Source organism: Actinobacillus suis ATCC 33415 (assembly GCF_000739435.1).
Classification (GTDB): domain Bacteria; phylum Pseudomonadota; class Gammaproteobacteria; order Enterobacterales; family Pasteurellaceae; genus Actinobacillus; species Actinobacillus suis.
Map to the genome: position 1 here is coordinate 2,083,465 of NZ_CP009159.1, position 22,809 is coordinate 2,106,273.

The window sequence follows — 22,809 nt, forward strand, 5'->3', positions numbered from 1 at the left end:
TATTAGAACGTTAGTACCTTTTCAGCTTGCGCAAGAATGGCAAACAGCTCTGTTTGAGGGATGATATTTGCGTTAGGTAAAATCCATTCGGCATTGCTTAATGCTCTTTGGTTGATGGATTCTTCACAAATAAAACATTCGGTTAAATCATATAGATCAATTAATTTAAAGGCTGAGATATGATCTTTCTGTAAGATGATATTAGGCTGCTGCTGCGCTAATAGATTGAATACGCTGTCATTTAAAAAGCAGATAGCGATTTCATCTTCGGCACAAAAAGCGCTGGCAGCAAGTAAAGTATCTAAGCCTTCACGACTGGTTGCCGTTCCAAAAGGTGGTTGAGTAAAAAGGAATGCAAGTTTATATTTTTTCATCATTAAAAGGTTAATAGTCTGTCTGCTTTGAGTGCCGCTTGGCTAAATTCACCAAGTCCTGCCAGTATAAAACCTTCGGCAAGATTCGTTTGCTGGGTTTTACTGGTTTGATGATCCACAACTCCCCGTCTTTGTGCTGCAGAAATACAAAGGTGTAAGGGTAAACCGTGTAATTTTGCGAGGTGTTGCCATTTTTCTAATAAATTTATTTCATCACTTGCAGGGTTTACTAAAGCATTTGCATTGCTGATACCGTCTTGAAAGAAAAATACTTGTTTAATGTTATGTTCTGCAGCTAATAATGCTTCAGCAACTTGATAAGCCAAATATGCCCCTTGTGCACCGTAAACAGGCGATGTTATCGCAAGTACATAATCCATTATTCGTTATCCTGTTTAATTTGTCGGATATAAAGGTAAACGGTATGGCGAGAAATATTTAAGCGATCAGCCACTTGATTGATCGCATCTTTGATATCAAAAATACCTTTCTCATATAACGATACGACAATATGGCGATTTTTATTGTTATTAGCAACATTACGATCCGCCATGGTTTCTTCAATCGTATGTTCGATAGTTTGAGCAACTAAATCTTCCACAGAACTCGCAAAATTAACTGCTGTGTCTTCGTCATCTTGTAGCGGCGCAATAAAGGCGCTTAAAAATTGTGATGCCGGTACATCTAAATTGATATTAATGCAAATAAAACCGATAACATGTTGTTTGCTATTACGGATCGCCACGGTGACGGATTTCATTAATACACCGCCTTTAGAGCGCGTGAAATAAGGCTTAGAGACGCTATCCGTTTTCATTTGATGTAACGATTTAAGCGCTTTATCAGTAAGAGGCGAGCCGATTTTGCGATCGGTATTATGCCCGTTTGCAATATATATGGCAGAGTTTTCAAGGAATTCTAGTGAATGCAGGACGATTTCGCAGTGTTCGCCGATTAAGGCGGCAATGCCGTCCACAATCGGAAAATAAGACGCTAGAATCGCATGATCTTCTTCGGTAAACGTTTGGAATTTTTTCATATGTATTTAGGGACTTTATGTCACTTTTGTTATGGAGTCATATTGAGGAGACCTAAAAAGCAAGCGGTCTAATTTGCAAAAAATTCTACAAATTAGACCGCTTAGATTCAAGGGTTATTTTTTCGCTTCAGCCGCTTTGAAATCTAATAATTCGATTTCAAATTTTAAGGTTGAGCTTGCCGGAATTTTACCTGCTTGACGTTCTCCGTATCCTAGCTGAGGCGGTAATACGATTTCCATCTTGCCGCCTTTTTTCAGCATTGGAATCGCTTCAATCCAACCCGGAATTAATTGATTTAATTGGAATTCAATTGGCTCACCACGATCGTATGAGCTATCGAACACCGTACCGTCCGTTAATGTACCTTTATAGTGTACTTTCACGGTATCTTCAGCTTTTGGTGATTCGCCGGTACCTGCTTTTTCAATTTTGTAGAGTAAGCCAGAAGCGGTTTTTTTCACGCCGGCTTTTTTCTCATATTCAGCACGGAATTTGTTTCCTGCTTCGATAGTTGCTTTACTTTTTTCAGCAGCAATTTTGCTTTCTTGGCTTGCAAGATAAGTATCAAGTGCTTTTAATTGTTTTTGTAAGTCTTCATCGGTTAATTTACCGGTTTTTTTAATCGTATCTTGTACGCCGGCTAAAATTTTATCTTGGTTGTAAGAGAAGATTTCTTTTTGTGATGCAACCACGCCTTCAATGTTTTTGCCCATTAATACGCCGACTGCGTATGAAGACTCATCTACAAATTTTTGATCTGCTTTTTGTTCTGCAAAGGTCGCTTGCGATGCTGCAAATACGCTCGCTGCGACTGCAAGTACAGAAAGTTTGCTTTTTAACATAGATTTTCCTTATAAATAATTGTTAAAAGAAAGATAGATAGGGTAAAGTGTATTCCTTTATTAGACAACCTTTTTTATTAAAAATGACGATAGAACACGATCTTTTACAACGTATAGCTGAATTAGAAACAAAAGTTGCTTTCCAAGAAGTGACGATAGAAGAGCTGAATCAAGCGTTGGTTCATCATCAATTTGCTTTGGATAAGCTCCAAACCCAAGTTCGACACTTTGCGGAAAAGTTGCAAGGCGTTCAATCAAGTAATGTTGCCTCATTAGCGGAAGAAACTCCCCCACCGCATTATTAGGTTATGAACTTATTCATTAGTTCGGATTCTAATCGCACATAGTTTTTATGAGGTAATTTTACTAAGTATGTTATTTAAGAATTTAGTGAAGTGGAGTGTTGGTTTAGCAATATCTATCTTGGCGTTAACTGTTTTTGCTTCTTCGGTACAAGCGGTTGAAAATGCGCAAAAAAATGCAAAAAATGAACCGCTTTTTAAAGATGGGAAAGGCTATTACTCTTATAAGAAACCAATAAGGATTGAGCTACCTAAAGATGGTCGCGTATTAATTCAATATTTCTTTAAATATGATTGTGCCATTTGTTTAAATGCTAATGACTATTTAAAACAGTACGCAGAACAACATAAAGATAAAGTTGTGTTGCAGCGTTCGCCTGCTTATGAAAAAGGTGATTCGTTTACCGGTCAAATGCATTCGACTTTTATGGTCATCGGGCGTGAGGATTTGAGTGAACTTTATTTATTTGATAGTGTAGGGCGCAAAGACCATGTCAGTTTAGTGAAAAGTGATGCGGCTGTGACACAATGGCTAACTTCAAAAGGTTTAGATGCTAGCGCATTTAATAAATTGTTTTATTCGGAAGAAGTTAAGCAACGAATGGAACAAGAAAGAGTGTTGTTTAACTTATACAATCCACCGTATGTACCGATAGCTATATTGAATGGCAAATACATTTTGTTACAAAATACTTTATACAACGACGATTATACTTACGGTGTATTAGATTTCTTAATTGAGAAACTACAACAAGAACAAAAAGAGGATAAAAAATAATGAAATTAAAAATTGGAATTATCGGCGCAATGGCGCAAGAAGTTGAAATTTTACGTAATTTAATGGTTGAAGCAAAAGTAACGGAAATAGCGGGTTGTAAAATTTATGACGGTAAAATTAATAATACGCGTGTGGCGTTATTACAATCCGGCATTGGTAAAGTTGCTGCTGCTGTAGGCACGACGTTATTACTTGAATTAGCAAAGCCGGATATGATTATTAATACGGGATCTGCTGGTGGCTTAGATCCAAAATTAAATGTCGGAGATATCGTGATTTCAACGGAAGTGCGTCACCACGATGTAGACGTGACGGCATTTGGTTATGAAAAAGGGCAATTACCGGCTAACCCTGCGGCATTTATTCCAAATGAGCATTTGATGAATGTGGCAATTAAAGAAACAGAAAAAGCGGGGTTTAATGCGGTATCCGGTTTAATTTGTAGTGGTGATTTATTTGTGAACGGAGCAGAAAAAATTGCGCAAATTCGTCAAAACTTCCCAAGCGTTGCAGCTGTTGAGATGGAAGCTGCGGCGATTGCACAAGTTTGCCATGCGTTTGAAGTACCTTTTGTGATTGTACGTGCGATTTCAGATGTTGCAGATAAAGAATCTCATCTTTCTTTTGATGAATTTTTACCACTGGCAGCAGAAAAATCATCAGAAATTGTAGTGGCAATGTTAAATAGCGTTGCTTAATGGAAAGTAAACAAGCGGTCGAAATTTAACAAAATTTTGCAAAAAAAGTTAAAAATTCGACCGCTTATTATCGCTATTCTATTGTAAGTTTTGTACAATATTCAATCTTTTACCTACGCTTATTTGTAGGTCTTTTTTTATTTATTGATTACCTAATTATATTTTTGAGAAATTTATGAGTACTACTCCCAATATTGGTTTTATCAGCCTTGGCTGCCCTAAAAATTTAGTTGATTCCGAACGTATTTTGACGGAGTTGCGTACAGATGGTTACAACATTATTCCAAGTTATGAAAATGCGGATTTAGTGATTGTTAATACCTGCGGTTTTATCGACAGTGCGGTACAAGAGTCATTAGAGGCTATCGGTGAAGCATTGGAAGAAAACGGCAAAGTCATTGTAACTGGTTGTTTAGGGGCAAAAGAAAACCAAATTCGTGAAGTGCATCCGAAAGTATTAGAGATTACCGGACCACATAGTTATGAAGCGGTTATGCAGCATGTACATAAATATGTGCCACGTCCGGAACGCAATATTTATACCAGCCTAGTACCGGCGCAGGGAGTTAAACTGACGCCTAAACATTATGCTTATTTAAAAATCTCAGAAGGCTGTGACCATCGTTGTACGTTCTGTATTATTCCTTCAATGCGTGGTGATTTAGATAGTCGCCCGATTGTTCAGGTGTTGGACGAGGCAAAACGTCTTGCTGACTCAGGAGTAAAAGAGTTATTAATCGTTTCTCAAGATACTTCCGCATATTCGTTAGATCAGTCAAAAGAAAATCAAAATAAAACGGTCTTCTGGAATGGTGCACCAATTAAAAATAATCTGATTACGCTATGTGAGCAATTAGGAACTTTAGGCATTTGGGTTCGTCTACATTATGTATATCCGTATCCGCATGTCGATGATTTAATTCCGTTAATGGCGCAAGGTAAAATCTTGCCGTATTTGGATATTCCGCTACAACATGCAAGTCCGAAAGTATTAAAAGCAATGAAGCGTCCGGGCTCTATTGAGCGCACGTTGGAGCGTATTAAAAAATGGCGTGAGATCTGTCCGGAATTAACGTTACGTTCAACCTTTATTGTCGGCTTCCCAGGGGAGACGGAAGAAGATTTCCAAATGTTATTGGATTTCTTGGAAGAAGCACAATTAGATCGTGTCGGCTGTTTTAAATTTAGCCCGGTAGAAGGTGCGGTAGCAACTGAAATGGCGGATCAAGTGCCGGAAGATGTGAAAGAAGAGCGTTTTCACCGTTTTATGCAAGTTCAGCAACGTATTTCAGCTGCTCGTTTACAACAAAAAGTGGGTAAAACCCTTGCCGTTATCGTTGATGAAATTGACGAAGAAGGTATTATTGGCCGTTCAATGGCTGACGCACCGGAAATTGATGGTGTAGTATATGTAGATAATATTTCAAATCAGGAAGTTAAAATTGGCCAAATCATTTCTGTAACGATTACAAACGCAGATGAATATGATCTTTGGGGAACGTGTTAATTTTTGGGACAATTCGTATGGAACACACTAAAAAACCTAATTTAGCAACATTTGAAGCTGCAGTAGCAGCAAAAAAATATGAAGAATCTTGTACCGAATTACTTGAGATTTTAGCGAAACTCGATAGTAATTTTGGTGGTATTCAAGACATTGAGTTTGAATTTCCTTCTCAATTAAAAGATCTTGAGCAAGAGAAAACAGTTTATTTCTGTACGCGTTTAGCGAATGCAGTGAGTACGTTGTTTTCTGATCCAGGCTTAGAGATTTCAGTAGAAGGTGCGCAGCGTTTTCTAGCATTCCAACGCTGGTTGTCCCTGATTTTTGCAAGTTCTCCGTATGTTAATGCGGATCATGTATTACAAACATATAATCGTAATCCAAATCGTGAGAATAGCTTAGATATTCATTTAGAAGCAACAAAAGCGGCATTAATTAAATTCTGTATTTTATATTTACCGGAATCGAACGTAAATTTAAACCTTGATGCTGCATGGAATGCAGATCCGGAACTTTGTGCTTCACTTTGCTTTGCATTACAGTCGCCTCGATTTATCGGTACGCCAGCATCATTCTCAAAACGTGGTGCGATTTTACAATGGTTCCCAGCTCGTTTAGCACAATTACAAAATCTAAATAATGTGCCGAGTGCCATTTCGCATGATGTTTATATGCACTGTAGCTATGACATTGCCGCAAATAAGCACGATGTGAAAAAAGCATTAAATCAAGTGATTCGTCGCCATATCGAAAATGAATATGGGTGGCAAGATCGTGATGTGACTAAAATCGGTTACCGTAATGGTAAGCCGGTAATGGTTGTATTACTAGAACATTTCCATTCTGCACATTCGATTTATCGTACTCACTCTACTTCAATGATTGCAGCTCGTGAACATTTCCACCTCATCGGTTTAGGTAATGCATCGGTTGACCAAGCGGGTAGAGACGTATTCGATGAATTCCATCTGGTTGATGGTAATAATATGAAAGACAAATTAGAGTTTATCCGCTCAATTTGTGAAACGAATGGTGCATTAGTGTTCTATATGCCGAGTATCGGTATGGATTTAGCAACGATTTTTGCAAGTAATACCCGTTTAGCGCCAGTACAAGTTATCGCTTTAGGTCATCCGGCAACGACTCATTCCGACTTTATTGAGTATGTGATTGTGGAAGACGATTATGTAGGTTCGGAAGAATGCTTCAGCGAAACGTTATTACGTTTACCGAAAGATGCATTGCCGTATGTTCCATCTGCGTTAGCGCCTGAGAAAGTTGAATACTTATTACGTGAGAATCCGGAAGTCGTAAATATTGGTATTGCTTCAACCACGATGAAGTTAAATCCGTATTTCTTAGAGGCATTAAAAGCGATTCGTGATCGTGCTAAAGTGAAAGTACATTTCCATTTTGCTTTAGGTCAATCAAATGGTGTGACCCATCCGTATGTGGAACGCTTTATTAAATCTTATTTAGGTGATTCGGCAACGGCACATCCTCATTCACCTTACCACCAATATCTCAGTATTTTGCATAACTGCGATATGATGGTGAATCCGTTCCCGTTTGGTAATACAAACGGTATTATCGATATGGTCACGTTAGGTTTAGTCGGTGTATGTAAGACCGGACCGGAAGTGCATGAACATATTGATGAAGGATTATTTAAACGTTTAGGTTTACCTGAGTGGCTTATCGCTAATACGGTAGATGAGTATGTTGAACGAGCAGTGCGTTTAGCAGAAAATCATCAAGAGCGTTTAGAATTACGTCGTCATATTATTGAAAATAACGGTTTGAATACGTTATTTACCGGAGATCCTCGCCCAATGGGACATATTTTATTAACGAAAGCGATGGAATGGGCTAAGCAGAATAGTGTTGAACTACAAATTAATACACTTGTAGATGAACCTAAAGCAAAAACGCCAAGAAAAACCAAAACGGTTAAAGCTGCTTCGACAACGAAGGTAAAAACAGCAACTAAAGCTAAAAAGGAAACGGCGAAAAAAGATTCTCCGTTAAAAGCAGCAGCTAAAAAAGTAAAGAAAACGACTAAATAATTAACGTATTTATTGTAAAAGCACCGAGGAGACCTCGGTGCTTTTTTATTGTTTAAATTCTGGTCAGATGAGTCTTGTTTTTCGAACCTTTTGATATGAATTAAGTCTTATGGAAAGCAAATGTTTATATAAACAATTTGTGATAGTAGTAACCTTTAAAATAAGGAATTAATAATGAAATTTATGGTAAAAGTACTTGCGGTTGCGGTATTGGCAACAACAGTTTCAGCGTGTAACGGCTTAACTAAATCACAACGTAATACGGCAATTGGCGCCGCAGTTGGTGGGGTTGCTGGTAATATGATTGGAAATTCTACTGGCGCGACATTAGGTGGTGCTGCATTGGGCGGTGTTATCGGTAGCCAAATTAAATAATTCTTCAAATAAGACCAGTTAATTATAAAAATTAGCTGGTCTTATTTTTTATACAAAAAGTTGCATAAATAAAATTATCTAATATAATTCGGATGTTTTGAAACGAAATTTAGATATTAAATATCGAAACTTCTCATGAGGAAAGTATGTCAAAAAGAAATACGCAACAACGTCGCCACCTAATTGTAAAAATGGTACAAGAACAGGGAGAGGTGAGTGTTGAAACATTGGCAAGTTTCTTCGAAACGTCTGAAGTGACGATTCGTAAGGATTTAACCGCTTTAGAAGAAAGCGGTTTGTTATTACGTCGCTATGGTGGAGCAGTAAAAATTCCATCAGAAATGATAGAAGATAGTAACGAGCAACTTTCAAAACAAAAATTAGCGATTGCGAATGAAGCGGTAAAACATATTCGAGATCATAATCGGATTATCATTGACAGCGGCAGTACGACCGGAGCGATGGTAAAAGCCTTGTACCAGACGGGCTTAGTGATTATGACTAATTCATTAGCATTAGCAACCGAATTAACCATGCTTGATAATGAGCCTACGGTTTTGATGACCGGTGGTACTTGGGATACTCGTTCTGATTCATTCCAAGGTAAAGTTGCCGAGCAAGTACTACGTTCTTACGATTTTGACCAACTATTTATTGGTGCAGATGGTCTAGATTTAGCACGTGGTACCACAACATTTAATGAACTCGTAGGCTTAAGCCAAGTTATGGCGGAGGTTTCTCGAGAAGTTATCGTCTTAATTGAGTCTCAAAAGATGGGGCGTAAAATGCCAAATCTTGAGCTTGAGTGGAAAGGCGTGAATAAATTGATCACTGATGCCGATATTGATGAAGAAATTAAAAAGACCATCGAATCATATGGGATAGAAGTGATTGTGGCTCGTGATTAAGCGAGCAAATAATAAACAGTGGCAATGATCGTATTTTAATGGAATTGGCACATTAGAATCGTAATTTATTCGCTATTGCCCAGTTATTTATTATTTTTTAACTTTAACATAGGAAAGACATTATGTGCGGAATTGTAGGTGCAGTAGCACAACGCGACGTAGCTAACATTTTAGTAGATGGTTTACACCGCTTAGAGTATCGTGGTTACGACTCTGCGGGTGTTGCAGTTCTAAACGAAGAACACAATATGCAAATTGTTCGTCGTGTAGGTAAAGTAAAAGCATTAGATGATGCTATTTCTGCAAACCCATTAGTTGGTGGTACAGGTATTGCTCATACTCGCTGGGCAACTCATGGTGAACCATCTGAAACCAATGCTCACCCGCATCGCAGCGGTAAAATTGCAGTGGTACACAATGGTATCATTGAAAACTATGAAGAATTAAAAGCGGTTTTACAAGAGCGCGGTTATGTATTCCAGTCGCAAACTGACACTGAAGTAATTGCTCACTTAGCAGAGTGGGAGCTCCGCACATCAAGTTCTTTATTAGAAGCGGTTCAAAAAACAGTCGTTCAATTACGTGGTGCATACGGTACAGTAGTAATGAATCAAGATGATCCATCTCGTTTAATCGTTGCGCGTTCTGGCAGCCCATTAGTTATCGGTTATGGTGTTGGCGAAAACTTCTTAGCATCAGACCCATTAGCATTATTAAGCGTAACTCGTCGTTTTGCTTACCTTGAAGAAGGTGATGTAGCGGAAATTACTCGTCACACTGTAGATATCTATAGCCGTGACGGTCAAAAAGTTGAACGTGAAATTCACGAAGGTAACTTCGAAGCAGATGCTGCAGACAAAGGCCCATACCGTCACTATATGCAGAAAGAAATTTTCGAACAACCGGTAGCGATCATGAATACCTTAGACGGTCGTATCGAAAATGGTAAAGTGAAAATCGATGCAATTGCACCAAATGCAGCAGATATTTTAACTAAAGTTGAACACGTACAAATTGTTGCATGTGGTACATCTTACAATGCGGGTATGGTAGCTCGTTATTGGCTTGAATCATTAGCTGGCGTTGCATGTGATGTAGAGATTGCTTCTGAGTTCCGTTATCGCAAATTTGTGACCCGTCCTAATAGTTTATTAGTAACTATTTCACAATCAGGTGAAACGGCTGATACGTTAGCGGCATTACGTTTAGCTAAAGAAGCTGGGTTTATGAGCGCAATGACAGTTTGTAATGTAGCAACTTCATCGCTTGTTCGTGAGTCTGATTTTGCATTTATGACAAAAGCTGGCGTAGAGGTAGGTGTTGCTTCAACTAAGGCATTTACTACTCAGCTTACATGTTTGTTATTATTAACAGCTGCTTTAGGTCGTTTAAAAGGTAATTTAACTGCATCACAGGAAGCAGATATTGTTCATGCATTACAGCGTTTACCTGCACAGATTGAGAGTGCATTAACGCATGAGAAAGAAATCGAACAACTTTCAGAAGATTTTGCAGATAAACATCATAGTTTATTCTTAGGGCGTGGAGAGTTTTATCCAATTGCAATGGAATCTGCATTAAAATTAAAAGAGATTTCATACATTCACGCAGAAGCTTATGCAGCAGGTGAGTTGAAACACGGTCCATTAGCATTAATTGATAGTGAAATGCCAGTTGTGGTTGTGGCACCAGAAAATGAATTACTTGAAAAAGTAAAATCAAATATTGAAGAAGTACGTGCTCGTGGTGGTCAGTTATTTATTTTTGCTGATCATGATGCAGGGTTAGGGTATAAAACGGTAGTGTTCCCTAAAGTAGATGAAGTAACTGCACCTATCTTTTACACCGTACCGTTACAATTACTTTCTTATCATGTTGCGCTAATCAAAGGTACTGACGTTGATCAACCTCGTAACCTTGCGAAGTCTGTAACAGTAGAATAATTGATCTAAATATAGAGAAAAGCCGGAGATTTGATTAATCTCCGGCTTTTTTTTATTCACAAGCGGTATAATTTCAACAATATTTTGCAAAGGGGAACAGTATGCAGAATTTTGTTAATCATTTACCTGCTTTTTTGCAATATCCATTGTTTTGGGTGTTGGCATTGCTTGCGATTGCTGTCGGCTTATTTATTCAAAATAAATTGCGAATGGATATTGTCGCTTTGTTGGTAATGTTGGGCTTTGGGTTAACGGGCATATTAACTACACAAGAAATTTTTGCCGGTTTGAGTGACCCGAATATTGTCTTACTGGCTTTGTTATATGTGGTGGGAGAAGCTCTGGCTCGTACGGGGGTGGCGTATCATATTAGCGATTGGTTGATGCGGGTGGCGGGTTCTAGCGAAACCAAAGTGTTGGCCTTGATGATGTTATCAATCGGGTTGTTGGGCGCATTTATGAGTTCGACCGGCATTGTTGCTATTTTTATTCCTGTAGCATTGGCGATTTGTGCCGGTATGAATATTTCTCCTAGGCGGATGATGATGCCGCTCAGTATTGCCGGCTTGATTAGCGGTATGATGACTTTAATTGCTACTGCACCTAACTTAGTCACGCATGCGGAATTAGTTAAAGCCGGCTACCAAGGGTTTGGCTTTTTTAGCTTTACACCGATTGGTTTGGTTGTTCTGCTGTTAGGTATTCTATATATGCTCATTGCTCGCCGTTGGTTGGATAATGGCGATGTGCAAGTGTTAGCTAAAGACGATAACAGTATGTCGCATTTGATTGAACAGTATCAATTGCATGGGCGTGCCAAGATGGTGATTTTGCAAGAAGATTCACCGTTTATCGGCAAAACTATGGACGAACTAAAATTACGTTCGTTATATCGAATGAATGTGATTGCTATCCAGCGCTATAAAAATTTCCGTTCACAAATTATGGCGGCGTTCGGTAACGATCAATTGCAAGCGAAAGATATTTTACTGATGGATATTAGCATTGATGAAGAATCTTTTGCGATGTTATGTGAGGAATGCAAATTACAGCGTATTGAACTAAAAGGCGAATATTTTTCTACACACGCTAAATCGGTCGGCATGGCGGAATTTGCGGTGATGCCGGAAACGGAAAGTATCGGAAAAACAGTACAACAGCTAAATTTTCGCTCGACTTACGGTTTAAGTGTGGTGGGGATTAAACGAGAAGATCGCATTCTACAAGAAAATCTACTCACCGAATCGGTGAAAGCCGGTGATGTGCTGTTAGTCATGGGCGTTTGGCAAAAAATCATTACGCTTGAAAAATACGATAAAGATTTATTTTTACTCGGTATGCCGAAAGAAGGAAAACAAATCGCACTGGCGACAAGCCAAGCGCCTTATGCATTATTTTCCGTTGGGTTAATGGTGATACTAATGATCAGCGGCTGGGTACCGAATGTGCTTGCTGCTTTGATTTGTTGCTTGTTACTCGGTAAGTTTCGTTGTATTGATATGAAAAGTGCTTATGACTCCATTCATATTCCGAGTCTGTTATTAATTGTCGGTATGATGCCGTTTTCGACCGCAATGCAAAAAACGGGTGGTGTATCGTTAATTGTGGAAGAGTTTTTAGCGCTTACCGGCGGGGAAAGTACGCATTATAGCTTGGTGTTATGCGGTTTATTTGTGCTTACTGCATTAGTTGGGCTGTTTATTTCGAATACGGCAACCGCAATCTTAATGGCACCGATAGCAATTGAAGTGGCGAAACAATTAGGCTATTCACCGATTGCATTTGTGATGGTGATTACGATTGCATCCTCGGCGGCATTTATGACGCCTATTTCTTCGCCGGTCAACACCATGGTGATTGCGCCCGCCGGTTATCGCTTTATCGATTTTGTGAAAGTCGGCGTACCGTTCACATTATTAGTAATGGGCGTAACGATATGGTTAGTTACGTTATTATTTCCGTTGTAGTTTGCGTCCATTAGCTAAAAAGCCTGTGATTTTTATGATCACAGGCTTTTTTTAGTAACATGAAGCGGTATAATTCGGCGGATTTTTTACAATAAGAGAGAATTATGCAAACGATCATCAATTATTTACCTTCCTTTATGCAACTTCCCTTGTTTTGGGTATTAGCGATTCTGGCTGTTGCGGTCGTGCTATTTATTCAAAATAAATTGCGTATGGACGTCATCGCACTCATGGTGCTATTGGCATTTAGTTTAAGCGGTATTTTAACCACCAAAGAAGCGTTAGCCGGATTTGGTGATCCAAACGTGATTTTACTTGCACTACTTTATATCATTGGTGATGCGCTTGTTCGAACCGGTGTGGCGAATCAAATGAGTGATTGGTTACTACGTGTAGCGGGAGCGAGTGAAGCTAAAGTGATTGCTTTGCTGATGTTATCGATCGGTACGCTCGGTGCATTTATGAGTTCGACCGGTATTGTGGCAATTTTTATTCCGGTGACTTTAGCAATTTGTGCCAGCCTCAATATTTCTCCTCGTCGTTTAATGATGCCGCTTGCCGTTGCCGGTTTAATCAGCGGTATGATGACCTTAATCGCGACAGCCCCTAATTTAGTGACACACGCTGAATTGGTTAAGGCCGGTTATGAAGGATTTCATTTCTTTAGCTTTACCCCGATTGGTGCCTTAGTTTTAGTACTTGGTATTTTATATATGTTGGCGGTACGTCGTTGGTTAGATGATGGTAGTGTGCCGGTGGTGGCAAGTAACGAAGATTCAATGGCGCATTTGATTGAAGAATATAAGTTAAATGGTCGTGCCAAAATGGTAGTGTTAAGCGAAAATTCACACTTTATTGGTAAAACTATTGATGAACTGAATCTGCGTTCGGTTTACCAGCTTAATATTATCGCAATTCAACGTTATAAGAATTTCCGTCATATTACTTTAGCCGCATTTGGTAAAGACCAATTACAAAAGAAAGATATTCTATTGATGGATATCGGGGTTGATGAGGCTCGCTTTGTACAACTTTGCGAAGAATTCGGTATGCAGCCGATTGAGTTGAAAGGCGAATATTTTTCGACTCAATCTAAGTCAGTCGGCATGGCGGAGCTAGGTGTAATGCCGGAAACCGAAACCATCGGGCAAACCGTTGATGCGTTAAATTTCCGCTCTAACTTCGGTTTAAGTGTGGTGGGTATCAAACGAGAAGGACAGATTTTACAAAATAATTTGCTGACTGAAACGGTCAAATCCGGTGATATTTTGCTAGTGATGGTGGTGGCGATTGCCTCTTCCGCTGCGTTTATGACGCCAATCTCGCCGGTCAACTCGATGGTGGTTTCGCTCGGTAATTATCGATTTAGCGATTTTCTTAAAGTCGGCTTGCCTTTTACGGTGATTACGATGTTAGTAACTGCTTTCTTGGTGCCGATTCTTTTCCCTTAATGTAAGCTTAAGCGGTCGATTTTGTCTATTTTTTTGCAAATTTAATGTCAAAGTTGACCGCTTGTATAAAGTTGTACACAAAAATCCTTAAATGATTATTTCTTTTTTTGTAATAGTCTATTAACTATAATCTATCTTATCATCAATAATTATTTCTCTATAATACGTTTCCGACACAAAAGAGAAGGGACGATATTCGAGGAATAATGAGATTAACTTTTAAACATATTTTTTTATCACTTTTTTTAGGCATTGCCTTAAGTATTACAGCCAGCTTACCCGTGATTTCTAATGTTGAAGCGAAACAAGAACAACAAGAGAAAGTTATCGAGGTATATGAAGAATTAAATAACGCATTGATTAACCCGAATTTTGCCAAGTTACAAAGTTTATTAGCGGATGATTTTGAATTGGTTACTTCGAAAAACGATACGATGACAAAGCAAGAATGGATTAAGAATATCCAAAAAGGCGGGATGAAGTACGGTGCGATTCAAGAATCTAAAATTAAGTCAAAGGGTTATGACGAATTATTAGTTACTGCTCGTGTGTTTGGCGATATGTGGGATCAAACAGGCAGTTGGAATGTCAAATTTGATATTGATACTAAACAAAACGGCGATAAGGTACAGATTACAAAAATCATTGTAACGCCTGTTAAAGCATAAGCTTGCCGTGTAAGAACAGTGTTCACCTTAGCGGTCGGAAATTGCAAATTTTTTGCAAAATTCGACCGCTTTTTTTATGGTTAGCTATAGCGTCTTTGCATAATTTCGGTAAGCAGATCAAACACTTTTAACACCCGAGGCGATGTAATTTGTTGATAAGGGCGATATAAATAGAGTTGCCATTTTTCAAATTGTTGCTCCGGAAAAAGTTGTATCAGTTGCCCATTTTCCAGATAAGGTTTACAAACCGTATTACCGATATGCGCAACGGTTCTGCCGGCAAGTACGGCTTGTAATTCACAATACAGATCGGTTGTGATAAAGCCCAATTTTTGTGGCACAAGAACGGTATGCTCATCAAGATAAATTTCCCACGGCTGACCGGTTGTTGCGTTAATTAGACTGCTAAAAGGGAAATTTTTGCGTAAATCATCCAGATCTTTTGGGATACCCCAGCGGGCAATAAAATCGGGTGAGGCAACAAAAATATCGTGCATTTCTGCCAACGGACGCACGATAAAATTCGGATCCGGCTCTTTACCGGCACGGATACCGATATCTATTCGATGTTTGACATTATCTAAGCGTGCGGCATCGACTCGCCAATCAATAATTAAATCCGGATAAGGCTTAAGAGCCTGTAGCAGTTCAAATAAAATTTGTTCTTGGTCTCGTAATTTCGGAAGCGTAATTCGTACCGTACCAGCCATTTCATCTTGTTGTTTTTTGCCTAAATTGAATACACGTTCACTCTCGGTTAACAGTTGTTTTGCGTGTAATAGAAATTCTTCACCGAAATCCGTTAAGGTAATATTGCGAGTGGTGCGCTTAAATAGTTGTTCGCCTAATTCACTTTCCAGCGCATTGATAACTCGAGTGATAACAGGCGGTGAAATAGCTAATTGGTTTGCCGCTTCTCGGAAATTTAATGTTTGTGCCGCAGTGCAAAAGTATTTCAACGCATCAAGTTTATTTAACATATGATTTTGCCATCAGAAATGGTTGGAAGAACGATTGTATAAAAATGCCGAGGATTTGAACATAGAAAGTTAGCTACTCACTCATTTTGTGATTTATTTTATATTCTAAAATATTTTGCATAGTTGTAATTAGTTTTATTTATTTGAGCAATAAGTAAAACTTTTTTATAATTAAAAGCCAAGTTTGGTGATATTTAAAGAAAATTTTTAAGGAGAATCTTGTATGTCATTCAAAAGTGGGGCGTTAGGACTTGTTTCACTCCTTTCGATTTCAATCGCACAAGCTCACAACGTATGGTTAGAACCAACCAAAAATACGAATGAATATGTTGTGAAGTTTGGTCATGAAACCACAGAACCCTATCCTGAAACAAAACTCCAATCTGTCCAATTACTACAAAAGAATGGTGTTCTCTCTTCCATAAAACCTCAATTTAATCAAGGTGAAGCCTATTTTAATGCCGGTCGTCATTCCATGGTATTTTTGGAATTTAATAACGGTGTTTGGTCGAAATTACCAAGCGGTAAATATGTTGAGAAAACCAAAGCACAAGAACCTACAGCGGTACTCAGTTTAAATCCAATAAAACTTGGTAAAGCGATTCTGGTGTGGAATGCCGATTCATTTAAATCTCATTCATTGGAATACGAGCTTGTTCCGCTTTCAAAACCGGTTGCGGGCGAAACGATGGATATTTTGGTATTACATTATGGTAAACCGGTATCCGGTATTAAGGTTGGATTAGGAGAGGATAAACCTTTTAATCTGACAAATGAAAAAGGGATAGCTCAATTTACGCCGGTAGCCGGTTATAACAAAGTTTGGGCTGAGTTTGAAGAAAAGGGTGTTGTTCATCCGGATTATACGGAACGAACAATCGAATACATGCTGACATTTGAAGTAAAATGATGAGATTAAAATATTTATTAGTAATACTATTTGCATTGACCTCTTTAGGTGTTTCAGCGCATAGCCTACATTTATTTGCGCTTTATGACGGACATGAGATTTCGGGTAAATCATTTTATTCCGATCAATCGCCAGCTGCCGAAACTTATTTGGAAGTTTTTAGATTGGGAAAAGATGGAAGCGAGACTGTACCGATTGCTACAGCAAAAACGGATGTTTATGGCAGTTTTTCTATTCCAATTTCCGGTGATGGTCCGTTTAAAGTAGTAGTTGAAGGTGCGGAAGGGCATCGTGCTGAGGGGATTGCGGATAATGTGATTAAACGCACTTTAGGGCGAGCCGAATTCGAAGTGTTACGAGAAGATATTCAGAAGTTAAAACACAAAATCTACCTGCATGATCTTATCGGCGGTATTGGTTATATCTTCGGATTATTTGGTATTGTTACGTTATTAAAATCGAGAAAGGACAAAAGCTAAGTGCATTTATCAGAAGGCGTTTTACATGCTCCAACACTACTTGTCGGTGCCGTTGTTGCGACTGTTGGGGTGACTATTGGCTTACGTAAACTCGATTATAGTCGTTTAACGTTAACGGCATTGTTTGCATCTGCATTTTTTGTTGCAGGAACCATTCATGTACCCGTCGGCATTGGTAGCGTGCATTTAATTTTAAATGGGATGGCAGGGCTGTTTTTAGGTTGGGCTGTGTTTCCCGCTTTCTTTGTCGCATTAGTGTTACAGACGTTATTATTTTCATTAGGCGGTTTTTCTGTTCTGGGCGTAAATTTATGCGTCATGGCTCTACCAGCGTTACTTGTACATTATATGTTTCGCCGACCACTTGCGGTAAATCTTTCTCGCCGACAATTAATGTTGTCCGGTATTGGTGCTGGTGTAATTGGTGTTGGAGGTGCAATTTTACTTGCTTCGACGGTATTGGCGTTTGATGGCGGTAAGAATTATGCGGATTTAATTGGCTTATTGATCGTCTCACATTTACCAATATTTTTAGTCGATAGTATCGTGAGTGTCGGCACATTATTTACGTTGGCAAAAATGTATCCTAACGCACTACAAGAAACATAATGGCGTATTTATTTCAAGCACATTGGCGGCTGTTTTATTTGTTTGTGTTTGGCGTAGTAATCAGCGGTCTGAAATCGGTAAATATTTTACTTTTTTTGACCGCTTGTTTAGTCCCTTGTGTTCTTATCAGTCAAATTTTTTATGGGCGATCATTAAAAGCATTAGCTCGCCGTTGGCTTAAATTCAATATTTTTACGTTATTGATTTGGTTAACGTTAAGTTGGCGTTTAGACACATTCTCCGTACAGTGCAATCCGCATGGTATTGAACTGGCAAGCTTAATTAGCCTACGGATGAATTTGATTTTATGTGCAACGTGGTTACTATTATTAAATGTGAATGAAGTTATGCTGGTGCAAGCGATCAGTCGGCTTCCTCTTTCACCGAAATTAATTCATCTCTTTGTTTTAAGTATTCGCTATATTTCCTTGTTAAATGAGGTAAACCGCAAGATGGATATCGCAATGCGAGCAAGGGGCTATCAGCCGAAATGTAATTGGCTCACCCTGAAAATCACTTCACAACGCGTGGCATTATTGCTTATTCACGCCATGGTGCGAGCGGAAAGAACAGAAATGGCGCTGAAAGCTCGAGGTTTTAAATTCGGTAATAAATGATTTGCAGTTAATTTAAACATAAAAAATGAATGTATTGGAAGTTAATAACCTGACGGTTTTACGTAATCGACAAGCGGTCATAAATGCCCTAAGTTTTACCATTGAGCCGCAGCAACGAGTATTTTTACAAGGTGAAATCGGCGTAGGAAAATCCACACTGCTGCTTTCATTGCTCGGTTTTTTGCCGATTCACTCCGGTGATATTTATTTGTTTGGTACGCATTGCCAACGAGAAAAAGATTTTGTGCCGTTTCGTGGCAAAGTCGGCATTTGTTTTCAAAATGCAGAAGACCAATTATTTGGCCCCACCGTATTAGATGATGTTGCCTTTGGTGTGTTAAACCAAGGCTACACTCAAGCACAAGCTTATAAAATCGCTCTTGAACAACTTCAGATATTAGATCTTGAATATCTGAAAGATCGTCCGGTGAATGCGCTTTCCGGCGGCGAACAGAATTTCACCGCCTTAGCCGGCGTACTTGCGATGAAACCCAAACTACTACTGCTTGATGAGCCGACCAATGGTTTAGATGCAAAAAATTGTGCGAAATTGACCGCTTTACTTAAACAACTCCAATTACCAATGTTGGTGGCTTCGCATGATCAAACCTTTACGCGACAGTTAGCAGATAAAACGCTTTATTTACAAAAATAGTGGCAAAGCCACAATATATGCAAACACACAGGAAAATTAAATGAAGCTTATTAAAACTACCCTTACAGGGATAGGGCAAATCTTTTTGCAAGAAAATGGTTTGTCCGGTTTGGTCATTGTTATCGCGATGTTTTTTAGTCACTGGACGCTTGGGGTAAGCTGTTTTCTCGGCGCGCTTATCGGTACGCTGACAGCTAAAATATTGAAGTATCCGCCACAGCAAATTAGCCAAGGGCTTTATGGCTTTAATGCAAGCCTAGCGTTTATGTGCACCATGTTTACCTTTGCGGAAGTGGATGCCTCAAATCCTTTAATTTGGTGTATTGGTTTTGTTGCTTCGATTGTTGCAACGTTAATTATGCGTTTATTTGTGAAAAAGAATAAAGTCGCATTTACCTTTCCGTTTGTATTGAGCTGCTGGTTCTTTTGTTGGGGAATCGCCAAATTAGGCTTATTCGGTTTAACCCAGACAACGCCTCCTTTAGCGGATTACACTGGCACGCTTGATGCAATCCAAGAACCTTTCTATGCTTGGGCAGAAGTGAATTTCGGTACCAGCATGGTAACCGGTACATTACTTTTTTTAGCGATTGCTATTAGTTCTCCCATTGCGGCTATGTACGGTTTGGCGGCAGCAGTTATCGGTACTGTATTTGCTCACCATTTACCGGATATTGATCATAATAGCCTTGCCAACGGTATTTACGGTTTCTCTCCTATTCTCGTAGCTTGTGCTTTTGCTGGCACACAATTACGCCATTTTTTATATGTCATTGTAGGCACTTTACTCGCGATTCTTATTCAATATGCGGTTGCTCAAACCGGACTGGCAACTTATACCATCGGGTTTATCATTGCCAGCTGGTTGTTATTGATCGTTAAGAAACGATTAGATAAAGCCGCATTTGATAAACATAAATTAGTACAATTACTCAATCCATAAATTCTTCCTCTTCCCCTCTTGGGAACCGGATTTTATAAATAACTCATAAAATTAAGAAGGTACAAAATGCATTTAACTTCAAGAGAACAAGAAAAACTGATGTTGTTTCTTGCCGGAGAGTTGGCGGCAAAACGCAAGGCTCGTGGTGTGAAATTAAATTATCCGGAGGCAATCGCTTATATTGCTAGCCATTTGCAAGAGGCTGCACGTGACGGTATGTCGGTGGCGGAAGTAATGCAATACGGTGCAACGTTACTGACGATTGATGATGTAATGGAAGGTATTGCGGAAATGGTTCACGAAGTTCAAATCGAAGCGACGTTTCCAGACGGCACGAAATTAGTGACGGTGCATAACCCTATTAGATAACGATACCCTCTCCCTCAAGAGGGAGAGAGTAAACAAATAAGGAATAAAAAATGATCCCCGGAGAATATCAATTAGCAGACGGTGATGTACAAGCGAATGTGGGTCGCAAAACCGTCAAATTAGAAGTAGTAAATGCAGGCGACCGCCCGATTCAAGTTGGTTCGCATTATCATTTTTTTGAAACCAATAACGCCCTAAAATTTGACCGCTTGCAGGCGCGCGGTATGCGTTTAAATGTGCCGTCAGGCAATGCGGTGCGTTTTGAACCCGGTGAAGCGAAAGAAGTAGAACTGGTTGAGTTTGGTGGTAATAAAGTGATTTACGGTTTCCATAACGAAATCGACGGCAAATTATAGGGAGTAAGAAAATGGCATTAACAATCCCACGCAGTCAGTATGTAGCGACTTACGGCCCGACAGTCGGTGATAAAGTCCGTTTAGGCGACACCGATTTATGGGCGACAATTGAACAAGATTTGTTAACCAAAGGCGATGAGTGTAAATTCGGCGGCGGTAAATCGGTACGTGACGGTATGGCACAATCAAGCACCGTAACCCGTGATAACCTGAACGTATTGGATTTTGCCCTCACTAATGTGATGATTATCGACGCAAAATTAGGCATTATCAAAGCGGATATTGGGATTCGTGACGGTCGTATTGTCGGTATCGGTCAGGCGGGTAATCCGGATACAATGGATAACGTCACGCCAAATATGATTATCGGCGCAAGCACCGAAGTACATAACGGCGCACATTTAATTGCGACCGCCGGCGGTATCGATACCCACATTCACTGGATCTGCCCGCAACAGGCACAACACGCTATCGAAAACGGTATTACTACGATGATCGGCGGTGGTTCAGGTCCGGCGGACGGCACACACGCCACCACTTGTACACCGGGTAAATTTAACATTGAAAGAATGTTCCAAGCTTGCGAATCCTTACCGGTTAATATCGGCTTTTTCGGCAAAGGTAACTGTTCTACGCTTGAACCGCTTAAAGAACAAGTGGTTGCTGGTGCGTTAGGCTTAAAAATCCACGAAGACTGGGGTGCAACACCGGCAGTGATTGACGCAGCGTTAAAAGTAGCGGACGAAATGGATGTGCAAGTAGCGATTCACACCGATACGCTCAACGAAAGTGGTTTCTTAGAAGACACGATGAAAGCGATTAACGGACGTGTGATTCACACTTTCCACACCGAAGGTGCCGGCGGCGGTCATGCACCGGATATTATTAAAGCGGCGATGTACCCGAACGTATTACCGGCTTCAACCAATCCAACCCGCCCATTTACTGTGAATACGATTGACGAGCATTTGGATATGCTGATGGTTTGCCACCATTTAGATAAACGTGTTCCGGAAGATGTCGCATTTGCCGATAGCCGTATCCGTCCTGAAACGATTGCCGCAGAAGATATTCTGCACGATATGGGCGTGTTCTCAATTATGAGTTCAGACAGTCAAGCAATGGGACGTGTTGGCGAAGTAGTGACTCGTACGTGGCAGACTGCGGATAAAATGAAAGAACAGCGTGGAGCATTGGGCGATGAAGGTAACGACAACTTCCGTATTAAACGCTATATTGCGAAATATACCATCAACCCGGCAATCGCTCACGGTATCAGCCAACACGTTGGCTCGCTTGAAGTGGGTAAACTGGCGGATATCGTACTATGGAAACCGCAATTCTTCGGTGTAAAACCGGAATTTGTGATGAAAAAAGGCTTTATCAGCTTTGCTAAAATGGGTGACCCGAATGCGTCAATTCCGACACCACAACCGGTATTCTACCGCCCAATGTTTGGGGCAAATGCGAAAGCGAATACTGAAAGTGCAGTTTATTTCGTTTCCCAAGCGAGTGTAGAAGCGGATATCAAAACCCAATATGGTATCCAGAAAGATACTTTAGCGGTAAAAGGCTGTCGTGATGTAGGTAAAAAAGACCTCGTTCATAATAACGCAACGCCTGAAATTACCGTTGATCCGGAACGCTACGAAGTTCGTGTGGACGGCGAGCATATTACTTGCGAACCTGCGACTAAAGTGCCGCTTGCACAGCGTTATTTCTTGTTCTAGTGTTCACCCTCTCCCCTTGCGGGAGAGGGACAGATTTTTCTTTGTTAAGAAGAAAAATCAGGGAGAGGGGGAACGGTTTTTTCCTCTCTTTGTTTCGCTAAACATTCCAACAAGCGGTTAAATTTGCATAAAATTTTGCAAATACCACGCACTGACGTGCGTGGTTAAGTATAGGGTCGTCGCTCTGCGACAATTCACCTAAGTTGGTTGCAGAGCAACCATACAATGTCTAACCTCATACGTGA

The 22,809-nt window shown here is 39.8% G+C and carries 25 protein-coding genes; 20 read left to right on the plus strand and 5 right to left on the minus strand.

The features are described from left to right. Window positions 1-2 precede the first annotated feature (2 nt). The 4 genes from tusC to fkpA form a co-directional block, all read right to left on the minus strand. Window positions 3-377, minus strand: coding sequence for a sulfurtransferase complex subunit TusC (gene tusC, locus ASU1_RS09625; RefSeq protein ID WP_015674178.1), 375 nt, complete (start codon window positions 375-377; stop codon window positions 3-5). Then, entirely contained in the window at window positions 377-754 is a 378-nt protein-coding gene (tusD, locus tag ASU1_RS09630) for a sulfurtransferase complex subunit TusD (protein WP_015674179.1), read from the minus strand. Before tusD ends, tusC begins: the two co-directional genes overlap by 1 nt. Next, window positions 754-1,413 carry a helix-turn-helix transcriptional regulator gene (locus tag ASU1_RS09635; protein WP_015674180.1) on the minus strand — a complete coding sequence of 220 codons (660 nt, stop codon included), beginning with the start codon at window positions 1,411-1,413 and terminating at the stop codon, window positions 754-756. Before ASU1_RS09635 ends, tusD begins: the two co-directional genes overlap by 1 nt. 114 nt (window positions 1,414-1,527) lie before the next feature. Further along, window positions 1,528-2,256, minus strand: coding sequence for an FKBP-type peptidyl-prolyl cis-trans isomerase (gene fkpA, locus ASU1_RS09640; protein ID WP_015674181.1), 729 nt, complete (start codon window positions 2,254-2,256; stop codon window positions 1,528-1,530). Window positions 2,257-2,339: 83 nt separating this feature from the next. On the opposite strand from fkpA, the gene ASU1_RS09645 reads away from it, so the two are divergent. The 11 genes from ASU1_RS09645 to ASU1_RS09695 all read left to right on the plus strand — a co-directional run bounded on the left by ASU1_RS09645 (window position 2,340) and on the right by ASU1_RS09695 (window position 14,916). Beyond that, window positions 2,340-2,561, plus strand: coding sequence for a SlyX family protein (locus tag ASU1_RS09645; RefSeq protein ID WP_005621277.1), 222 nt, complete (start codon window positions 2,340-2,342; stop codon window positions 2,559-2,561). A 67-nt stretch (window positions 2,562-2,628) separates the two neighbouring features. Beyond that, window positions 2,629-3,336, plus strand: coding sequence for a thiol:disulfide interchange protein DsbA/DsbL (locus ASU1_RS09650; RefSeq protein ID WP_015674182.1), 708 nt, complete (start codon window positions 2,629-2,631; stop codon window positions 3,334-3,336). Further along, window positions 3,336-4,034 (plus strand): 5'-methylthioadenosine/S-adenosylhomocysteine nucleosidase, encoded by a 699-nt coding sequence (mtnN, locus tag ASU1_RS09655; RefSeq protein WP_015674183.1) that lies wholly within the window; start codon window positions 3,336-3,338, stop codon window positions 4,032-4,034. The genes ASU1_RS09650 and mtnN overlap by 1 nt, the downstream gene beginning before the upstream one ends. A gap of 175 nt (window positions 4,035-4,209) precedes the next feature. Then, window positions 4,210-5,541 carry a 30S ribosomal protein S12 methylthiotransferase RimO gene (rimO, locus tag ASU1_RS09660; RefSeq protein ID WP_015674184.1) on the plus strand — a complete coding sequence of 444 codons (1,332 nt, stop codon included), beginning with the start codon at window positions 4,210-4,212 and terminating at the stop codon, window positions 5,539-5,541. Between the two features lie 17 nt (window positions 5,542-5,558). After that, window positions 5,559-7,604: a UDP-glucose:protein N-beta-glucosyltransferase gene (locus ASU1_RS09665; RefSeq protein ID WP_039195508.1), complete on the plus strand. Its 2,046-nt coding sequence runs from the start codon at window positions 5,559-5,561 to the stop codon at window positions 7,602-7,604. A gap of 174 nt (window positions 7,605-7,778) precedes the next feature. After that, window positions 7,779-7,979 carry a glycine zipper 2TM domain-containing protein gene (locus ASU1_RS09670; protein ID WP_015674186.1) on the plus strand — a complete coding sequence of 67 codons (201 nt, stop codon included), beginning with the start codon at window positions 7,779-7,781 and terminating at the stop codon, window positions 7,977-7,979. 146 nt (window positions 7,980-8,125) lie between these two features. Beyond that, entirely contained in the window at window positions 8,126-8,887 is a 762-nt protein-coding gene (locus ASU1_RS09675; RefSeq protein ID WP_015674187.1) for a DeoR/GlpR family DNA-binding transcription regulator, read from the plus strand. 122 nt (window positions 8,888-9,009) lie between these two features. Next, window positions 9,010-10,830, plus strand: coding sequence for a glutamine--fructose-6-phosphate transaminase (isomerizing) (gene glmS, locus ASU1_RS09680; RefSeq protein ID WP_015674188.1), 1,821 nt, complete (start codon window positions 9,010-9,012; stop codon window positions 10,828-10,830). Window positions 10,831-10,931: 101 nt separating this feature from the next. Further along, window positions 10,932-12,797 (plus strand): SLC13 family permease, encoded by a 1,866-nt coding sequence (locus ASU1_RS09685; protein ID WP_039195510.1) that lies wholly within the window; start codon window positions 10,932-10,934, stop codon window positions 12,795-12,797. Window positions 12,798-12,901: 104 nt separating this feature from the next. Further along, window positions 12,902-14,248, plus strand: coding sequence for an SLC13 family permease (locus tag ASU1_RS09690; RefSeq protein ID WP_015674190.1), 1,347 nt, complete (start codon window positions 12,902-12,904; stop codon window positions 14,246-14,248). 206 nt (window positions 14,249-14,454) lie between these two features. Next, window positions 14,455-14,916 carry a nuclear transport factor 2 family protein gene (locus ASU1_RS09695; RefSeq protein WP_015674191.1) on the plus strand — a complete coding sequence of 154 codons (462 nt, stop codon included), beginning with the start codon at window positions 14,455-14,457 and terminating at the stop codon, window positions 14,914-14,916. Window positions 14,917-14,996: 80 nt separating this feature from the next. Here ASU1_RS09695 and ASU1_RS09700 read toward each other — a convergent pair whose 3' ends face one another. Beyond that, on the minus strand, window positions 14,997-15,896 hold the full coding sequence (locus ASU1_RS09700) for a LysR family transcriptional regulator (protein ID WP_015674192.1): 900 nt from the start codon (window positions 15,894-15,896) through the stop codon (window positions 14,997-14,999). A 223-nt stretch (window positions 15,897-16,119) separates the two neighbouring features. Between ASU1_RS09700 and ASU1_RS09705 the strand changes: the two genes are divergently transcribed. From ASU1_RS09705 to ureC, 9 genes are all read left to right on the plus strand, one after another. Beyond that, a complete protein-coding gene (locus ASU1_RS09705; RefSeq protein WP_015674193.1) occupies window positions 16,120-16,806 on the plus strand; it encodes a DUF4198 domain-containing protein in 687 nt (228 codons plus the stop codon). After that, window positions 16,806-17,285 (plus strand): hypothetical protein, encoded by a 480-nt coding sequence (locus tag ASU1_RS09710; protein ID WP_015674194.1) that lies wholly within the window; start codon window positions 16,806-16,808, stop codon window positions 17,283-17,285. Before ASU1_RS09705 ends, ASU1_RS09710 begins: the two co-directional genes overlap by 1 nt. Beyond that, complete coding sequence (gene cbiM / locus ASU1_RS09715; RefSeq protein WP_015674195.1) at window positions 17,286-17,894, plus strand: cobalt transporter CbiM; 609 nt, start codon at window positions 17,286-17,288, stop codon at window positions 17,892-17,894. After that, window positions 17,894-18,511: an energy-coupling factor transporter transmembrane component T family protein gene (locus ASU1_RS09720; protein WP_015674196.1), complete on the plus strand. Its 618-nt coding sequence runs from the start codon at window positions 17,894-17,896 to the stop codon at window positions 18,509-18,511. The genes cbiM and ASU1_RS09720 overlap by 1 nt, the downstream gene beginning before the upstream one ends. Before the next feature lie 25 nt (window positions 18,512-18,536). After that, complete coding sequence (locus ASU1_RS09725) at window positions 18,537-19,166, plus strand: energy-coupling factor ABC transporter ATP-binding protein (protein ID WP_015674197.1); 630 nt, start codon at window positions 18,537-18,539, stop codon at window positions 19,164-19,166. 40 nt (window positions 19,167-19,206) lie between these two features. Beyond that, window positions 19,207-20,109, plus strand: coding sequence for an urea transporter (locus ASU1_RS09730; protein WP_015674198.1), 903 nt, complete (start codon window positions 19,207-19,209; stop codon window positions 20,107-20,109). Between the two features lie 66 nt (window positions 20,110-20,175). After that, on the plus strand, window positions 20,176-20,478 hold the full coding sequence (gene ureA / locus ASU1_RS09735; RefSeq protein WP_015674199.1) for an urease subunit gamma: 303 nt from the start codon (window positions 20,176-20,178) through the stop codon (window positions 20,476-20,478). Between the two features lie 50 nt (window positions 20,479-20,528). Further along, a complete protein-coding gene (gene ureB / locus ASU1_RS09740; protein WP_015674200.1) occupies window positions 20,529-20,834 on the plus strand; it encodes an urease subunit beta in 306 nt (101 codons plus the stop codon). Window positions 20,835-20,845: 11 nt separating this feature from the next. Then, on the plus strand, window positions 20,846-22,564 hold the full coding sequence (gene ureC, locus ASU1_RS09745; RefSeq protein WP_015674201.1) for an urease subunit alpha: 1,719 nt from the start codon (window positions 20,846-20,848) through the stop codon (window positions 22,562-22,564). The last annotated feature ends 245 nt before the right edge of the window (window positions 22,565-22,809 follow it).

What these genes read in the sequence shown, in the direction of transcription:
- ASU1_RS09650 (WP_015674182.1), top strand. Translation starts at nt 2,629, where the DNA reads ATGTTATTTAAGAATTTAGTGAAGTGGAGTGTTGGTTTAGCAATATCT.
- ASU1_RS09645 (WP_005621277.1), top strand. Translation starts at nt 2,340, where the DNA reads ATGACGATAGAACACGATCTTTTACAACGTATAGCTGAATTAGAAACA.
- tusD (WP_015674179.1), bottom strand. Translation starts at nt 754, where the DNA reads ATGGATTATGTACTTGCGATAACATCGCCTGTTTACGGTGCACAAGGG.
- ASU1_RS09675 (WP_015674187.1), top strand. Translation starts at nt 8,126, where the DNA reads ATGTCAAAAAGAAATACGCAACAACGTCGCCACCTAATTGTAAAAATG.
- tusC (WP_015674178.1), bottom strand. Translation starts at nt 377, where the DNA reads ATGATGAAAAAATATAAACTTGCATTCCTTTTTACTCAACCACCTTTT.
- ASU1_RS09690 (WP_015674190.1), top strand. Translation starts at nt 12,902, where the DNA reads ATGCAAACGATCATCAATTATTTACCTTCCTTTATGCAACTTCCCTTG.
- ASU1_RS09725 (WP_015674197.1), top strand. Translation starts at nt 18,537, where the DNA reads ATGAATGTATTGGAAGTTAATAACCTGACGGTTTTACGTAATCGACAA.
- ASU1_RS09705 (WP_015674193.1), top strand. Translation starts at nt 16,120, where the DNA reads ATGTCATTCAAAAGTGGGGCGTTAGGACTTGTTTCACTCCTTTCGATT.
- ureB (WP_015674200.1), top strand. Translation starts at nt 20,529, where the DNA reads ATGATCCCCGGAGAATATCAATTAGCAGACGGTGATGTACAAGCGAAT.
- ASU1_RS09695 (WP_015674191.1), top strand. Translation starts at nt 14,455, where the DNA reads ATGAGATTAACTTTTAAACATATTTTTTTATCACTTTTTTTAGGCATT.
- ureC (WP_015674201.1), top strand. Translation starts at nt 20,846, where the DNA reads ATGGCATTAACAATCCCACGCAGTCAGTATGTAGCGACTTACGGCCCG.
- ASU1_RS09700 (WP_015674192.1), bottom strand. Translation starts at nt 15,896, where the DNA reads ATGTTAAATAAACTTGATGCGTTGAAATACTTTTGCACTGCGGCACAA.
- ASU1_RS09720 (WP_015674196.1), top strand. Translation starts at nt 17,894, where the DNA reads ATGGCGTATTTATTTCAAGCACATTGGCGGCTGTTTTATTTGTTTGTG.
- ASU1_RS09710 (WP_015674194.1), top strand. Translation starts at nt 16,806, where the DNA reads ATGAGATTAAAATATTTATTAGTAATACTATTTGCATTGACCTCTTTA.
- rimO (WP_015674184.1), top strand. Translation starts at nt 4,210, where the DNA reads ATGAGTACTACTCCCAATATTGGTTTTATCAGCCTTGGCTGCCCTAAA.
- fkpA (WP_015674181.1), bottom strand. Translation starts at nt 2,256, where the DNA reads ATGTTAAAAAGCAAACTTTCTGTACTTGCAGTCGCAGCGAGCGTATTT.
- glmS (WP_015674188.1), top strand. Translation starts at nt 9,010, where the DNA reads ATGTGCGGAATTGTAGGTGCAGTAGCACAACGCGACGTAGCTAACATT.
- ASU1_RS09685 (WP_039195510.1), top strand. Translation starts at nt 10,932, where the DNA reads ATGCAGAATTTTGTTAATCATTTACCTGCTTTTTTGCAATATCCATTG.
- ASU1_RS09635 (WP_015674180.1), bottom strand. Translation starts at nt 1,413, where the DNA reads ATGAAAAAATTCCAAACGTTTACCGAAGAAGATCATGCGATTCTAGCG.
- ASU1_RS09670 (WP_015674186.1), top strand. Translation starts at nt 7,779, where the DNA reads ATGAAATTTATGGTAAAAGTACTTGCGGTTGCGGTATTGGCAACAACA.
- ASU1_RS09665 (WP_039195508.1), top strand. Translation starts at nt 5,559, where the DNA reads ATGGAACACACTAAAAAACCTAATTTAGCAACATTTGAAGCTGCAGTA.
- ASU1_RS09730 (WP_015674198.1), top strand. Translation starts at nt 19,207, where the DNA reads ATGAAGCTTATTAAAACTACCCTTACAGGGATAGGGCAAATCTTTTTG.
- ureA (WP_015674199.1), top strand. Translation starts at nt 20,176, where the DNA reads ATGCATTTAACTTCAAGAGAACAAGAAAAACTGATGTTGTTTCTTGCC.
- mtnN (WP_015674183.1), top strand. Translation starts at nt 3,336, where the DNA reads ATGAAATTAAAAATTGGAATTATCGGCGCAATGGCGCAAGAAGTTGAA.